Origin of the sequence: Aquimarina atlantica (genome assembly GCF_000626715.1) — a bacterium.
GTDB classification, from domain to species: Bacteria; Bacteroidota; Bacteroidia; order Flavobacteriales; family Flavobacteriaceae; genus Aquimarina; species Aquimarina atlantica.
In genome coordinates this window covers 532,220-549,517 of the sequence record NZ_AQRA01000002.1, presented here as the reverse complement: position 1 = coordinate 549,517, position 17,298 = coordinate 532,220, and the positions used below count along the sequence as shown (strand labels likewise).

Below are 17,298 nucleotides of genomic sequence, written 5' to 3'. Positions count from 1 at the left end.
GCTAAACGAGCCGCTTCTGCCGCTGCTTCATCTGCCAATCTCTTCTCCTCGGCTAAACGAGCCGCTTCTGCTGCTGCCTCATCTGCCAATCTTTTCTCTTCAGCTAAACGAGCCGCTTCTGCTGCTGCCTCATCTGCCAATCTTTTCTCTTCAGCTAAACGAGCCGCTTCTGCTGCTGCTTCATCTGCTAATCTCTTCTCTTCAGCTAAACGGGCTGCTTCTGCTGCCTCATCTGCTATCCTTTGCTCTGCCACTTCACGCTCTAACTGTTTTTGAGCAGCTAAACGTTCTTCTTCTATTTTTTGCTCAGCAACCTCACGTTCTAACTGTTTTTGAGCAGCTAGGCGTTCTTCTTCTGCTTTTTGTTCTGCTTCTTCACGCTCCAGCTCTTTTTGAGCAGCTAGACGTTCTTGTTCTGCTGCCTCGGCTTCACGAGCTGCTTCTTCTGCAGCAATTCTTTCTTCTTCTGCCTTTTGTTCTGCTACTTCACGCTCTATTTGCCTTTGAGCAGCTAAACGCTCTTCTTCTGCTTTCTGCTCTGCTTCTTCACGCTCTATTCGTCTTTGAGCAGCCAAACGCTCTTCTTCTGCTTTCTGCTCTGCTTCTTCACGCTCTATTCGTCTTTGAGCAGCTAAACGCTCTTCTTCTGCTTTCTGCTCTGCTTCTTCGCGCTCTATTTGTCTTTGAGCAGCTAAACGCTCTTCTTCTGCTTTTTTGTTTAGTAATTTTACTTCTTCCGCTCGTTGTAATTCTAACTCTCTAGCTGCTTTGGATTCTTTCTCCCTAGCTTCTGCTATTGATTTTTCGAGCTCACTCATTGCCTTTTGTTCCTGGCTTCGAGAGTCTCCTTGTTCTTCTTGTAATTCTCTTATCAGTTTATTTTGTTCAAGAATTTCCTTCTTAAGTCTTCTAATTTCAGAATCTCTTTCTTCATATGCCTTTTGAGTACTTGATTTTGATCTACTTCCTCTTCTTCTTCTTCTTGGTTTTTCTTTTTCAAAATTATATGCTAAACCTACCTCGTGACTTGCTCCAAAATTACTAGTATCTCCAAATCCTGTTTCGTAGGTATATCCAACTGAAATATTCGATGTAATATTCCCTCCAATACCCAATGAAGCTCCATAAAAACTATTATACCCTGCTTGAGCCCAACCTAGTGCTGGTAATTCGACAATAACATTACCTCCATATCTAAGGTTTGAATCTGCGCCTGAGTCGGGTAACATATTGGCATATGCCATTCCTCGTATTATCTTGTCTGATCTTCTTTCTAGGCTTGTAGTATACATAACATGACCGGTAAAAGCCATATTATCTGTCAATAGTTCACTGCCTGTTAGGTTGTAAGCCACAAGATTTGATACAGAAACCCCAACATCAAATTCTGCATAATTAAAGTTAACACCAGGGGTCAATTGAAAAACTGAACTATTCTCATAGTTCAAAATAACGGGGTCACTTACTTCTACTCCATTATTTAAAACAATACTTGTTGCTGAATCAATGTTAGATTTAATTCCGCTTTGCGAAAAGCCGAGATTTAAACCAAAAGTGAAGTTCATATCTCTATTTAATTCGATATTATATGCAAAGTTTGCTATACCACCAAAATACCTGTAAATACCTTCATTTTGTTGATGCAAACCAATAGAAACACCTATTTTTTCATCAAAATTTGATGTGTAATTAATTAAATACGTCTGAGGATTGTCATTAAATGAAGCCCATTGTGTTTTATTATAAACATTAATAGATTTTTTGTTTTCGCGAACCAAAGAAAAGGTAGGGTTAAAATAAAAACGGTTATATTTTACTAAGGTATGAGTAGGAATATCCGTAGGAAGAATACCATAAGTAGTGGTATTTTCATCCTGTCCTCTAAGAAGGTTAAAGGATATACATATGATTATTAATAGTAATTTTCTGGCCATAAAATTATCTCATTACCGTTATCGAACCTTTTCTGACTACGGAATTATTTTTGGTGATTATATAATAATAAAACGGGTCCTGACCCGATGATTTCGAATTCTCTCGTGGCCAGTTATTCTGATAACTTGAAGATGTAAAATCAACCTGACCTCGTGCATTGTAAATCGTAACCTCTACAGATTGTTGATTAAACAAACTCGGTGGTAGTAACCAATTATCATTGATACCATCGCTATTAGGGGTAACTACATTAGGAATTATCTCTGATGAACCAGCAACATCGGAAATACTGAGTATCTCTGAATCTATAACACAATCCAATAACGTAATCCTAACAAAATAATCACCTGTCCTATCTATCTCTATAGAACTTGTACCCTGACCACTTATAACTGTAGAACCGTCTACCAAAGATTGGTTCTCTCCATCTACAACGATAAACCACTCATAAGCATAATTACTACTCGAAGGAACACTTAATGTAGAGGTCTCTCCAAATGGAATAAATGCTGGTGAAGCTTCTATTACTACAACATCGGATAAAAACTCAACCGTTAGATCATTAGATCGTTCGGTAGGAAAAGTAGTCCCGCGTAAAGTGGCTTCTAATGCATAAACCTCTCCTATGTTAGACTCGGTAACTGTAAATGTCGTTTCGGTAACTCCAGTAGATTGACTACCCAAAAACCATTCAAAATCAAATAAAGAATATTGATCTGTAGTAATCGGAACTTCTGCACCGGTAGAAGTAATACCAAATAAATTCTCTAAACCCAAAGTGCCAGTATCGGCATCACAGTCTAACAATGTAGAAATCTGGGTCCTAAATCCTACTGGCTCTAAAACCTCGGTAGTAGCCTGAAGAGTATCCATACAGCTATCATTGGCAAAAACATCTACACGGTATACTCCTAAATTAGTTACATTAATTGACAAAGCTCCCGGTGTACTAACCGCGAGCGGACCTTGGATACTTATTCCGTTCCTAAACCATTCTACCGTACTGCCAGCAGCAGGTGCATTGGTCGTAATAGACAAGGTCAACGCGGGCTGGGTCGGTAATAACATAATCTGGGGAGGGGGCTGAGTCAAAATATCTGAACCCAAATTAATAACCTCCACAGGAGCAGTGGTTATATTACATGTCGGCGTTCCGGTAACTCTAACTGTGTAAATACCTCCAAAATTACTCGCAGGTAAAATCTCGGAAGGACCATTAAAATCAGGTATTAAAACTCCGTCCTTAAACCATTCATAAGTAAATCCCGGATCGGTAACACTAGTGGTTAATATTTTTACATCACTGGGACAAAAGGATTGTGGCGAAGGTTCATTGATCCGTACTGTTGTATCATTAAAATCAATAACTTCTACTGTTGCTGTATCAAAGTTAAAAGAGGGATTACAACTTCCGAAATTGACTTGAACTGTATAACTTCCTACTTGGGTTACATTTTCGAGTGTATTACCAGATTCACCAGGAATCACTGTACCATTAAAAGACCAAATATATTCTGGAAAATCTCCTGGTAAAGCTGTCAATGTTGCCGATTCTCCAACACATAATGCTACTGTGTTGGCCTCGATATTCGCTCCTGTTAATGTGACACCTTGAGAAAAATCAAAATAGTAAATAGGAATATTTTCTTGTACTGCACTTAAAATAGAACTTGCAGGGACATTAACTCGTAAACTATAATTCTCACCTCGTAAATCTGTTGGGATAGCAAAAGAAGGAAATGTTATTGTTCCATTAGGTGGAATAGCTACAGAACTAGTAAATGTAGTTAAAACTCTAGTAGTATTAGCAGAAAAAAGACCATTCTCATCCGACAGTTCTAGAATATATTCTGTATTGGGTCCAAATCCCGAAGGAGTTTGGGCAACTGCTTCTCGATTGGGAACATTTTGATTTACACAGAGTATCGAGGTGGTCGACCCACCAATAGAAAATAACGGCGCACCAATATCCTGAGCATTAGCTTTCAAAGAAGAAAATAGAAAGCCTGTCACTATAGCAATTAATGATATGAGGTTAAGTTTTTTTTTCATGATATCACACTTATGATTAAGGTGAATATACTATATTAACTTTGCGATTTGGGGCGCTTGTTAATAATATTGTTAATATATTTTTTACCAAGACATAAAATTATAAATTAAATATTTATATCAAACTAAAATTTAACTTTTTTTTGTAATAATTTTCTGACCTTTTGTTGCTTGTTCAATTTTAACTAAAACAAATAGAATCATAAAAAACATTTCAATATACATAAAAATTTGTTAATCAATGTCTTGAGCTATTGTAAAAAATCATTTCAAACCGATAAAAAAGGTTTAAATCTCCCCTATTTTCATAAAAAAACCAGAAGAATTTTGCTTAAAAAACATATTATTTATACGTTTTTTGGCATATTTTATATGCATTAAATGTTCTAAAAAAGGTAATTTTTCTCGATTAAGTGTAAAAAATAGCGCTAAGTTTTTGGTCATAGAAAAACGATATTATATAAAAAATCAGAAGAAAATTTTCTTCCCGAATACTCATTATTTATTCGAAATCTTTTTTCTCTAATTGTTTTTTTTTCTTCAGAAAAATCACAAAATTACTACTTCATTATCGTTATCGAACCTTTTCTGACTACGGAATTATTTTTGGTGATTATATAATAATAAAACGGGTCCTGACCCGATGATTTCGAATTCTCTCGTGGCCAGTTATTCTGATAACTTGAAGATGTAAAATCAACCTGACCTCGTGCATTGTAAATCGTAACCTCTACAGATTGCTGATTAAACAAACTCGGTGGTAGTAACCAATTATCATTGATACCATCGCTATTAGGGGTAACTACATTAGGAATTATCTCTGATGAACCAGCAACATCGGAAATACTGAGTATCTCTGAATCTATAACACAATCCAATAACGTAATCCTAACAAAATAATCACCTGTCCTATCTATCTCTATAGAACTTGTACCCTGACCACTTATAACTGTAGAACCGTCTACCAAAGATTGGTTCTCACCATCTACAACCATAAACCACTCATAAGCATAATTACTACTCGAAGGAACACTTAATGTAGAGGTCTCTCCAAATGGAATAAATGCCGGTGAAGCTTCTATTACTACAACATCGGATAAAAACTCAACCGTTAGATCATTAGATCGTGCGGTAGGAAAAGTAGTCCCGCGTAAAGTAGCTTCTAATGCATAAACCTCTCCTATGTTAGACTCGTTAACTGTAAATGTCGTTTCGGTAACTAAAGAAGGAAATTCGATATCTCCCCCGGGAGGAATCGCTATTGGCGTAGTAAATCGTGTTAAAACCCTGGTAACATCATTAGAAAAAACACCATTCTCATCAGATAATTCTAAAACAAATTCTGTACCTGTAGCAAATAAAATGTTTGCCTTGGCTATAGCTTCTCGATTGGGGCTATTTTGACCTATACAGAGTTTCTGTATTAGGCTTGGTGTACCTTGAAAAATAAAAATTGGAGGATCAATTTCCTGAGCTTCTGCTTTTAACGACGAGAATAGTACAATAGTAGCAATTAATGGCAATAAATTGTATTTTTCTATCATAACATCATAGTTATGATTAAATAGTATTAGAATAATTATAGGGCCGTATACAGAAAATAATGAAGAGCATTTCCTGATTTTTAAAGCACTAGCAGATAGTACAGCAAAACGTATAATAACAAAGACTATTCAAGTTTTTAGGTTTTAAGATTATTCCTACAAATTTATATGGAAATTTTTCTTCCAAAAAACTATAAATAGTTAATTATTTGATTATCAAATAATTAGTTTAACATTTTGTTTTTGATAATCAACACATTGTGAGTGTATTAGCCTCTAAATAGTAAATAAAAAAAGTACATATTTGATCAATTGAAGTGATAATAACAAGAGTATTTTTACAAGTATAATATCACAAAATATAATATAATCTAGCTATAAAAATGATAAATGTACAGTCATATAAGATATTAAAATAAATATTTAGGCATTAAAAAACCCTCATTTACTATTTATAATGAGGGTTTTTTAATATTTTATAAAGAAAAACTATTCTTTTGTTTCGGTAGTAGATTCTCCTCCGTTTAATGCTGTAAGAATCTTATCTGTAAGGTTTAATTCCTCTTTACCATATAGGATATTGCTAGTTTCTGTATCTCCATAAATATAAGTATATCCATTTTTCTTACCATAATCTTCTATAAAACTCTTCACTTTGCCTATAATAGAGTCTATCTCTGCTTGGCTTCCTTGTTGAATCTCTTGCATTTTAGCTTGTTGCTCTCTTTGTAAGCCTTGTTGCTTAACCATTAACTCTTGCTCTTTCTTTTCTCTATTGGCAGCAGACATAGATTTCATAATATTTTTATATCCTTCTACCTCAATCTGAAATTGTTTTGCCTTTTCTTCAAGTTCTGCACGTACTTCGTTATTACGCTTAGTCCATTTTTCTTGCGCTGCTTTCATTTCTTTAAAATCAGAAACAACTTTGGTGTTATTTACATAACCCGTTTTCTCTATTTGTTGATTACAAGAAGCTAAAATTAATAATGCACTTGCAACCCATACTATTTTTTTCATTTTTCAAAAATTTAATTCTGAGCAAAAATATCAAAGTTCATGCGATGTTATTCATTATATGGTCGTAAAAAATTATATATAAGAAAAAACAATAATATAGTTCTTTTTAATAGTTTTTTTATATTAAAATCAAACAAAAATAAAGCGTTTTAAGCTCTTTTTAAAAAAAAGAGGTACAAATAGGTGTGGATTGTTATAAAAAGAGAAAAAAAGTATCTAAAAATAAAAATTAGTCGTTTTTAAGAACATAAATATGTGAAGAATACTCGCCAGATCGTTTTGCTTTAAGATTAGAGCGTAATCCAACCCAAAAAGCGTTCAAAAAGTTCATTTTACCGCTTTTATATTTTTCTGATAAAAGTGATACATAAAATGAATCAAATTTCATAGGGAGTACTTTTTTTAGCTTCAAATTTTCTTTTTCAAAAATTTTTTGGATAGAAGTTTTAGAAAAATGCCAAAGATGTCTGGGAACATCATATGCGGCCCAAAAAGAGTTATACCACTTTGCATCATATGACTTAAAATTTGGGACTGCTATAATTACAAATCCATTTGGTTTTAAAAGGCGTTTTAATTCTTTGATTTGAAGTTGCAAGTCTGGTATATGTTCCAGAACATGCCACATGGTAATAACATCAAAACTTTTTGAATTCAAATTCACCGTTTCTGGTTTTAAATCAATTCTTTTTTGTTTTGCCAATTCTTTTGCTTGATTATTTGGTTCTACTCCTTCGATCATCCAACCTTTATTTTTTGCAACATTCAAAAAATCACCTGTTCCTGCACCAATATCTAAAAGTGCACCAGGTTGCTGATTTAACGTAGAAATAAGTTTAACCTTTTTGTTTAAAGAATACGTTTTGACCAAATGGTATAATTTTTCAAAAAGAGATCGTTTTGCATCTGTATGAGAAATATAATCTTCACTCTCATAATATTTACCTAATTCATTTTCATCAGGTTTTGGAGAAGTAACTAACATATCATACTCTTTATCATAAAGCAACTGAAACTTTTCTCCAGAAACCGTATAATCTTTACATTCGATAAAAAAATCTAAGGTTTTTTGTTTATTCATTTATATAGATAGAAAAATTTAAAACAACGGTTCTATTTTCATATTATTTTTTATACTTATCAAAAACGATCTGGTTTTATTATAAAACAACGATTTTGTAGAAAGACAATTATCACCACTAGCATCTACAATGATAATTTTTACAAAAGTTTCAAGATCTCCTATTTCGTTTTCGGTATCTTCTTTGTTCGATCTATTTATTAAATCATTAACTAAATTTATTCTAACTTCTCTATCCGTTTCAAAACTTATTTTGACATTAAATTCGGTATCAAAATCATCGAATAGTTTTGCATCAAAATCTGATAAATTTTGATCCTTTGTTAAACCAAATTGTTTTCGTAATGAACGTTTCACTTCTTCTGGGTACATGTTAGGTTTAAAAAGAAACGATTCTTCGTTAAACATGTTTTCGGTTTCAATTCTAAAATTATCAATCTGTCTTACCTTATGTGTCGTAATACACGAATAAAATGAAAATAAAACAAAAAATAATATAAACATATTTTTCATCATCAAATTCCTTATATCTTAAAATTAGAAAAATTCACAAGCACCTTTTTACAAAAATGTTCCACGTGGAACTATTCTTTAGATCTATCATAAATTTCTACCTCTAAAAGTTTACTTAACTCATTAGCTTTTTCTAAAGCTTTCTCATAGTCATTTTCTTCCAAAATTGTAAAAAACCTGTTGTCTTTAAAAAATCTAACCACCCACTTTTTAAATCTTGACTCACTTCCGTCTTCCTCATCCCTACTTATAAATGAAGCATGAAAAACCGAAATATAGTCAGGGAATTCCAAATTAAGTTTAGTTTTCCAAAAAACCCACCGATAAAGAATAAAGAGTTTTTCATTTTTAAAGTTTTTAGTAATTCTATATGCAGTAGAAAAACCAGCAAAAAAAACACCAATACAAAAAAACAAAACACTTAAAATTACAGGTAACTTGACAACTAAAAAAGATACTAAAGATATCATTGCATAAACAACAATTGTAATAAAAGAAAACACTTTAACTATTAAGGTTTCTGACTCTCGAATTATGACGTAATCCATCACCTACCCATATACACCAAAAGCACAGAAATATCACTTGGTGAAACTCCACTAATTCGAGATGCTTGAGAAACGGTTGCCGGTTTAATTTTAGACATTTTCTCTCTCGCTTCAAAAGATAACGACTTTAGTTTAGTGTAATCAAAATTCTTAGGGATTTTTACATCCTCAAGACGATTTAATTTATCTGCATTGTTTTTTTCTTTTTCGATATAGCCAGAATACTTAACCTGAATTTCTGTTTGTTCTAAAACTTCTTTATCCAAATTATTTTCCTCTATGTATCTAGCAACTTTTTTAAAGTGTCTTATATCATCTAAAGTAATCTGAGGTCGAGAAAATAATTTAAACATTTTTCCACTCTGGTTAATTGGTGATGTTTTCTTTTCTTCTAAAATAGGATTTGCTTCTTCTGGAGAAACACTTGTATCTTTAAAAAACTGAACAAAAGCGCTTGCCTTTTTTTCCTTCTCTTCCATTCTTCTCATTCGATCATCAGAAGCCAATCCAATCTCATGAGATTTTGGTGTAAGTCTAAAATCTGCATTATCTTGTCTTAATAAAGTTCTGTACTCTGCACGAGAAGTAAACATTCGATACGGTTCTTCTGTTCCCTTAGTTATAAGGTCGTCTATTAAAACACCTATATAAGCTTCACTTCTTTTGAGAATAAAAGACTCTTTTTCTTTCACCTTTAGCGCTGCATTTATTCCTGCCATTAATCCTTGAGATGCTGCTTCTTCATATCCCGTTGTTCCGTTAATCTGTCCAGCAAAAAATAATCCGGAAATTAATTTCGTTTCCAAAGTATGTGTTAATTGTGTTGGAGGAAAGTAATCATATTCTATAGCATATCCTGGTCTAAAAAATTTCACGTTTTCAAAACCCACTACAGATTTTAAAGCTTTAAATTGAACGTCTTCTGGTAGTGATGTAGAAAACCCGTTTACATAAACCTCTACGGTGTTCCACCCTTCGGGTTCTACAAATAATTGATGTCTCTCTTTATCAGCAAATCTATTAATCTTGTCTTCTATAGACGGACAATATCTTGGCCCAATACTTTTAATCCTACCATTAAACATTGGAGATCTATCAAAACCTTCTCGCAACAAATCATGTACTTCTAAAGAAGTATACGTCATATGACAAGATCTTTGTTTAGTAAGTGGTGTTGTTAAATCTGTATAACTAAATTTCTCTGGATTATCATCTCCTGGTTGTTCAATCATTTTAGAATATTCTAAAGATCTCCCATCCACTCTTGGAGGAGTTCCTGTTTTCATTCTTCCGGCATCAAAACCAAAATTAATCAATTGTTCTGTTATCCCGGTTGCTGCTTTTTCGCCTGCTCTACCTCCACCAAATTGTTTCTCTCCGATATGAATTAATCCATTCAGAAATGTTCCATTAGTTAGCACGACTGTCTTTGCTTTAACTTCTAATCCCAACGAAGTTCGAACTCCTTTTATCTCTCCATTTTCTACTAGAAGACCACTCACCATTTCTTGGTAAAAATCTAAATTAGGAGTTTGTTCCAACAGCAATCTCCACTCCTCTGCAAAACGCATTCTGTCACTTTGAACTCTTGGACTCCACATCGCAGGTCCTTTTGACTTATTCAACATCTTAAATTGAATTGCAGTACGGTCACTCACAATTCCGCTATACCCACCAAGCGCATCTATCTCCCTTACAATTTGTCCTTTTGCAATTCCACCCATAGCAGGGTTACAACTCATTTGCGCAATGTTTTGCAAATTCATTGTAATAAGCAAAGTGCTACATCCCAAATTAGCAGCTGACGCTGCTGCCTCGCTTCCGGCATGACCAGCACCAACCACTATTACATCATACTCCTTATCAAACATAATTTTTATTCAACTGTTCCACGTGGAACATAATTTTATTATTCAAAAACAGTTGTTCCACGTGGAACAACTGCTACTTTATTGCAATCATTTATTTATTAATGTTCCACGTGGAACATTAATAGTTTTTCATTTTCCTTTTGTCTCATAAGCTTTTTCTCTTCATCAAGCTTATCCTTGTATCCACAAAAATGCAGTATGCCGTGTATTAAAACCCTTCGCATTTCTTCCTCCTTCGAAACCATAAATTCACGGGCATTCTCTTCTACTCTTTCTACAGAAATAAATATATCGCCGTTTAGTTGGTCGCCCATTGTATTATCAAAACTTATTATATCTGTAAAGGTATCATGATTTAAAAAATCTTGATTAATCTTTAGTAGATACTTATCATCACATAAGATAAAATTTATTTCTCCCTCTAACTTATTCTCTGATAAAATAACTGCACTTATCCAAGAAGATAAAGCAACCTCATTCAGCAATTCAATATTCGTTTCGTAAAAAAAATTAATCATTATCTTTCTTGAAATACTCTTGTACCTTTTGTTTATAGTTTTGCCGCAAAGGTAATACTTGTCTATTTAATATTTCAGTAGTATTAAAATATTGTTTTGCCTTCTCTAGTTGCTGAGAATTTTGATTACCAAATTGTACTTGATTTGTTTTGCTCTCTCTTTTTTCTTCTTCACCTTGTTCTAATGTAGCATCCTCCAATTTTAGTAACTCATGCTTTAAATCAAGCATTTTTGACAAGGTTTTTTCATTAAATCCTTTCTCCAATAATTCCTGCTCGACCTGTTCCATCTTACGCAACAAACTACTTCCTATCTTATTTCCTTTTCCTTCCTTTCTTATCTTATCTTGTAAAGCATTTCTAAGTTGTTGCTGTTGTTTATATATTTCATACAATTCGCCATTCATGTCTTCCTTCTGCATCTGTGATTCTCCCTCACCATTATTATTATCACCATCTTTTTTATTTCCTTCTTTCCCTCCTTTTTTATCTCCATTTTTACCACCACCTTTATTATCTTTACCTTGTTTTTCTCCCTGCTTACCTCCTTTTTGTTCTCCTTCTTTATCGCCTTTTTTCTTTCCCTTTTCTGCGCCCTCTTCCATCTTCTTGTTTAATTCATCTTGCTTCTTGATAATATCTGGCAATTGAAATTCGTTAGAACCACTTTTTCCCTTGCTTCCCGATGCCGACATACTGTTTTGCATCTGATCCAAAGTTCTGCTTAGTAAATATGCCAAATCATTTGATCCCGTTACAGTATACTGTTGATTGGCCGAACCCTGAACAACTTGGTTTTCTGCCAACCTTTCTAATGACTTATCTATATTAAATTCTATATCGGTTAATTTTTGTGTCACCATTTCGGTAATCTGTGGGGTACGTAATGCCAAAGCATAAAGGCTATCATCTATATGTATAAAATTCTCTCTTAATATACTTTGCTTTCTTAGCTTAGACGAATAGCTTGGGTTATTAATATCTATGCCCTTAAACTTCTTCATCAAACCTTCTTGCCCAATTGAAAAATCAACGAGATTATCCAAAATCTGTCTTAACATTTCCATGTCTTCTTGCTGTTGCTCTCCTCCTGCCATTTGCATTTGCATCATCATACCATTGCTCATCTGCTTCATTTTTTGAGCAGCACTTTTTTGGTTTTTCTTAGCATCAGATTTATTTTCTTTTTCTAAGTTTTCGCTTGCTTTTTGCTGTTCTTTTTTTATTTCATTCTCATCACCTTTTTTCTGATCCAGGTTCATTGGTTTTTTTAAATCATCATTTTCCTTCCTTAGTTTTTCCATTTCCTTCTGGAAATTTTCAAACTCTTTATTTAATTCGTCCTGCTTTTCTTTAGTGTTTTCTTCTTCTTTTTTCTCAGATAACTCTTCTTGTCTTTTGGCCAAATCTTCTAATTCCTTAACTAATTTTTCATGTTTTTCTATCACATAATATCGCTTAGTTAACTCTAATAACTGTTCCAGATTTTTCTTCAGGTTTTTATTTTCTTTACCTAATTCTTCCAGTTTTTTTGTTAATTCTTCTTTTTGAATTTTATCTGCCAAACGTTCAATTTCTTCTAAAAGTTTTTCATTCTTTTTTAGTTTTTCCTCGTTTCTTTCTAGTCTTTCTTTTAACGCATTCTTAAAAGGTTCTTCTTTTTCCTTATTCTCCAACTGATCAAGATTATCTTTTAATTTTTTTGAGAAATCCTGCATCATTTTTTCTTGCTCTTTTTGTCTTTTCAAGAAATCATCAAGCTTTTTCTTATCATTAAAATCTAAATTTCTTTTCTCTTTCTGCGTTTTACTTAAACTTTTTAATTCCTCTTCTTGTTCTTTAAACTTGTCTAATGACTTATTTAACCCAGAAATTGCTTCATTCTGTTTTTTCAACAAAGCATCTTCTTTTTCTTCTTTTGTGAGTTGCCTAAAATTAAACACCTGGCTTTTCGTACTCTTATAATTATGAATCACATCATTATCAAAAACCTCAAAATAAAACTCATAATTGCTCCCTTCATTCAAATCAATTCCCGCAGGAAAAGCATATATAAATTCGTCAAAAACAGTTTTAGTAATAGCTATATTTTCAATTTTAATATCTGACGCATTATCCTGATCGTAATATACCAGTCGTAGTTTACTTAATCCATAATCATCACTTACTCTACCAAAGAAATAAACAGTTTGATTATCTACAGAATCCTTTTCAGATTTTAAATTTAACTCTGGATATTGATCTTTAATCACATTAAGGTTAAACGCTAAATTATCATGATCCTTTACATTCTGATTAGAGGTAGTGATTTGATAATCCAAATTAGAATATACCTGTTTTTGGTAAGAAAAATCGGTTCCATTTTTTGTCAAGGGAATAACAGAATCCTTAGTTTTTAACTCAACTTTATCTGTGTTTCTTGTATAAACAATCCAATTAACTTTTGTTCCTTCTGGGATAGTTGCGTTACCAGAACTTTTAAGAATTTCATCTACTTTCTTAGTATATCCTGGGTAATCTAATTTCATTTCAAAATTAAGCAAAGCCGGAATTGGAACAACCGATAAACGATGTGGAATCGAATTTACTTCATTGGCACTTATAACAAATTCTAAAGATTCTTTTGGTTGAATAAACCTATATTCGAACTCACCCAAGCCTACATTCTTTAAAAAATAAATTTCATCATTATATGAAATTGTCGCATTATCAGGAACGATATCACCAGCCGTTCTAACTTTAAGAACAAAATCCTTATTTTCGAAAGCGTTTAGATCTTTATTAACTATAAAAAATTGAAAAGGTGCAGGGGGCTCATAAGCAACTTCATAATTTACTACCCTTTTATAACTATCAGAAATCCATCTCGTTTTATTAAAAACAAATAATAGTAGGAATATAGCCACAGGAATTGCTGCATATTTAAGATATTTAGCGTTCTTTTTTAAGTTAATAGCAAGCTTAAAAGGAATTGGTTTTAGTTCATTTGACTTTTGTTCTATACTTGCTAATAACAAAGCAGATGAATTTTCATTTTCACTTAATTGTAACAAGTTTAAAAGTCTATCACTAACTTCAGGAAAATGATTTCCTATTATTCCAGATGCTTTTTCATAATCGATTCCTTTTGTAAGTTTAAATAATTTAGCAATTGGTACTAGTATAAATTTAACAAACAAACCAAACTCTACTGCGATAAAAAGCCAAAACAATATAGTTCTTCCTAGTCTACTAAGCCATAAGAAATTCTCAACAAGCAGTGTTATTAAAAAATACAGAACACCAATTGCGAAAAAAAGAATAATACCCTTTATGAGTTCGTTTACATAATATTTTCTTGTAAACTGCTCTAACTTACTTTTTATGAACTGAAAATTATCCATCTTTTATACCTTCCTTTTTCATTAACCACTAAATCTACAATTTTATTTTTAATAGAATTGTTATATTTATGATAATTCAATCGTCTAGAACATAAGTTGTTATGAAAGATCTTAAATATATTTGTGCATACACAATACCATTTATGGCAATTATTGGTATTTGGTTACAAGGAATTTATACCTATCTAACACCTATATATGCCTTTGGGCTGATTCCTATACTAGAATTATTCACAAATTCTTCAACCCAAAACGTAGATGATAAACGCAAAATATCACAATCAAAAAAAAGGGTATTCGATTGGATGCTTTACATTAACCTTCCTATTGTCTATGGCCTTTTATTTTATGCTATTTTTACTTCCACCACATCTAATCTAGATACATATGAAATTATAGGTATTATTATTTCATTAGGTATTGTTTTGGGATCAAACGGAATAAATGTCGGACATGAATTAGGTCATCGTTTTACAAACGAACGGTATATAGGTAAAGCTCTTCTTCTTCCATCTCTATATATGCATTTTTATATAGAGCATAATTTTGGTCATCACCTAAATGTTGCAACCAAAGAGGATCCAGCTACAGCAGGATATAACCAACCCGTTTATTTATTCTGGATAACTTCGACTATACGGCAATACATAAATGCCTGGAAAATACAATTGAAATTATTAAAACAAAACAATCAGGCTTTCTTCTCTATAAAAAATGATATGCTTTGTTATGTTTTTATTACTCTTTTGTATTTAACAACAGTTACATATTTCTTTGGGTTTTTAGGATTGCTAGTTGCGTTTTTAAGCGGTGTAACAGGTTTCCTATTGCTTGAAACCATTAATTACATCGAGCATTATGGCTTAGTAAGAAGAAAAACCAGCTCTGGTCGTTATGAACGTGTAAGAGAAATTCATTCATGGAACTCAAATCATACCCTCGGAAGAATTATGTTATATGAACTAACGCGACATAGTGATCATCATCACAGAGCATCAAAAAAATATCAAATTTTAGATCATCACGACAAAAGTCCTCAATTACCTTTTGGTTATCCTACATCTATGGTGTTATCATTATTCCCTCCCCTATGGTTTTTGATCATGAATAAACGTGTTCCACGTGAAATGAAAAATACATAAAAACGTAGTAAGAATTTCATAGCTTATCCTATAAAATCATTTCCATAGCATATTTAAGATTGTATCTTTGCCTCTTACTTGTAAGACTTTTTAAAGTTTAAAAAACACAATCATGACAAAAGACATTAGGGTACGATTTGCACCTAGTCCTACCGGACCCTTACATATAGGAGGTGTGAGAACAGCGTTATTTAATTATCTCTTTGCCAAGCAACATAATGGAACCTTTGTTCTTAGAATAGAAGACACCGATCAAAACAGATACGTTCCCGGAGCCGAAGATTATATCAAAGAAGCACTGGATTGGTGTAGTATTACATTCGATGAAGGACCAGGAAAAGATGGAGGGTTTGGCCCATATAGGCAAAGTGAACGCAAACATTTATACAAGCAATATGCAGATCAGTTAATAAAAGACGGTTATGCATATTTTGCTTTTGATACTGCAGAAGCTCTTGATAATCATAGAAAAGATCACGAAGCCAAAGGGAAAACATTTATTTATAATTGGCATAATAGAGAAAAACTTACTAATTCTCTATCCTTATCTGAAGATGAAGTAGCTGCAAAAATTAACTCTGGTGAATCTTATGTTATCAGGTTTAAGTCTCCTAAAGATGAAATTTTACATCTTACAGATGAAATTCGTGGAGATATAAGTATTGACACCAATATTCTAGATGATAAAATTTTATTTAAAAGTGATGGGATGCCCACATATCATCTTGCTAATATTGTTGATGACCATTTAATGCAAATCACACATGTGATTCGAGGAGAAGAATGGTTACCGTCCCTAGCTCTGCATGTTCTTTTGTACCGTTCTTTTGGTTGGGAAGCCCCAAGTTTTGCACATTTACCTCTAATTCTAAAGCCTGTAGGTAAAGGAAAACTTAGCAAAAGAGATGGCGATAAAATGGGATTTCCGGTATTCCCGTTGCAATGGGTAGATCCAAAAACTCAAAGTATTTCTTCTGGATATCGTGAAGATGGCTATTTACCAGAAGCTGTTGTTAATATGCTTGCCTTTTTAGGATGGAATCCGGGTACAGAACAAGAGTTATTTTCTTTACAGGAATTAATTAAAGAATTTGACCTAAAACGTGTTAATAAAGCAGGTGCGAAATTTGATCCAGAAAAAACCAAATGGTTTCAACAGCAACAGTTACAAAAAATCGATAGTACTATATTATCTCAACAATTTGAAACTATTCTATCAGAAAAAAACATTTCTACAACTTTAGATCTCAATGTTATTATAAATACTATAAAAGAACGGGCTACATTCACTAAAGATTTTTGGAGTCTTAGTCATTTTTATTTTTTATCACCTAGTGAATATGATGAAAAGGCGATTAAAAAAGCCTGGAAATCAGATACGCCTGGTTTAATGCACGAATTAACAAGAATACTAAATGACATCTCTGATTTCTCAGAAGATAATGTTTCTGCTATTGTAAAAGGATGGATTACAGGAAAAGAAATTGGTTTTGGTAAAGTCATGATGCCGCTTCGTATTGCTTTAGTAGGTTCGCTTCAAGGGCCTGATTTATTTCAAATAGCATCTATGATCGGTAAAAAAGAAACTATTAAAAGAATAGAAAACGCTATAGAGAAAAATTAATTATTATCTATATCACATATTAAAAAGACCATTGTTTTTATAAAACAGTGGTTTTTTGCTTTTAAAAG

Annotated in this window: 12 protein-coding genes; 2 read left to right on the top strand and 10 right to left on the bottom strand. The window is 32.7% G+C overall.

The genetic code is table 11. The features are described 5' to 3' along the window. From ATO12_RS24665 to ATO12_RS06790, 10 genes are all read right to left on the bottom strand, one after another. A partial coding sequence (locus ATO12_RS24665) for a PorP/SprF family type IX secretion system membrane protein (RefSeq protein WP_051575657.1) occupies window positions 1–1,934 on the bottom strand: 1,934 nt, incomplete at its 3' end. Between the two features lie 4 nt (window positions 1,935–1,938). Then, window positions 1,939–3,987, bottom strand: coding sequence for a T9SS type B sorting domain-containing protein (locus ATO12_RS06830; protein WP_034240391.1), 2,049 nt, complete (start codon window positions 3,985–3,987; stop codon window positions 1,939–1,941). Between the two features lie 560 nt (window positions 3,988–4,547). Beyond that, window positions 4,548–5,531, bottom strand: a complete 984-nt coding sequence (locus ATO12_RS06825; protein ID WP_034240389.1) for a T9SS type B sorting domain-containing protein — start codon at window positions 5,529–5,531, stop codon at window positions 4,548–4,550. A gap of 489 nt (window positions 5,532–6,020) precedes the next feature. Beyond that, on the bottom strand, window positions 6,021–6,551 hold the full coding sequence (locus ATO12_RS06820; RefSeq protein ID WP_034240386.1) for an OmpH family outer membrane protein: 531 nt from the start codon (window positions 6,549–6,551) through the stop codon (window positions 6,021–6,023). 229 nt (window positions 6,552–6,780) lie between these two features. Further along, window positions 6,781–7,632: a class I SAM-dependent methyltransferase gene (locus tag ATO12_RS06815; protein ID WP_034240384.1), complete on the bottom strand. Its 852-nt coding sequence runs from the start codon at window positions 7,630–7,632 to the stop codon at window positions 6,781–6,783. A gap of 18 nt (window positions 7,633–7,650) precedes the next feature. Next, window positions 7,651–8,136 carry a hypothetical protein gene (locus ATO12_RS06810; RefSeq protein WP_131248785.1) on the bottom strand — a complete coding sequence of 162 codons (486 nt, stop codon included), beginning with the start codon at window positions 8,134–8,136 and terminating at the stop codon, window positions 7,651–7,653. Between the two features lie 80 nt (window positions 8,137–8,216). Continuing rightward, window positions 8,217–8,648: a hypothetical protein gene (locus ATO12_RS06805; RefSeq protein WP_131248784.1), complete on the bottom strand. Its 432-nt coding sequence runs from the start codon at window positions 8,646–8,648 to the stop codon at window positions 8,217–8,219. 44 nt (window positions 8,649–8,692) lie between these two features. Next, a complete protein-coding gene (gene mnmG / locus ATO12_RS06800; RefSeq protein WP_034240377.1) occupies window positions 8,693–10,564 on the bottom strand; it encodes a tRNA uridine-5-carboxymethylaminomethyl(34) synthesis enzyme MnmG in 1,872 nt (623 codons plus the stop codon). Window positions 10,565–10,662: 98 nt separating this feature from the next. Next, window positions 10,663–11,082 (bottom strand): rRNA maturation RNase YbeY, encoded by a 420-nt coding sequence (gene ybeY, locus ATO12_RS06795; protein WP_034240376.1) that lies wholly within the window; start codon window positions 11,080–11,082, stop codon window positions 10,663–10,665. Continuing rightward, window positions 11,075–14,464, bottom strand: a complete 3,390-nt coding sequence (locus tag ATO12_RS06790) for a DUF4175 family protein (protein WP_034240374.1) — start codon at window positions 14,462–14,464, stop codon at window positions 11,075–11,077. Before ATO12_RS06790 ends, ybeY begins: the two co-directional genes overlap by 8 nt. Window positions 14,465–14,565: 101 nt before the next feature. Between ATO12_RS06790 and ATO12_RS06785 the strand changes: the two genes are divergently transcribed. Continuing rightward, complete coding sequence (locus tag ATO12_RS06785; RefSeq protein ID WP_034240370.1) at window positions 14,566–15,606, top strand: alkane 1-monooxygenase; 1,041 nt, start codon at window positions 14,566–14,568, stop codon at window positions 15,604–15,606. A gap of 112 nt (window positions 15,607–15,718) precedes the next feature. Continuing rightward, on the top strand, window positions 15,719–17,230 hold the full coding sequence (gene gltX / locus ATO12_RS06780; RefSeq protein ID WP_034240368.1) for a glutamate--tRNA ligase: 1,512 nt from the start codon (window positions 15,719–15,721) through the stop codon (window positions 17,228–17,230). The last annotated feature ends 68 nt before the right edge of the window (window positions 17,231–17,298 follow it).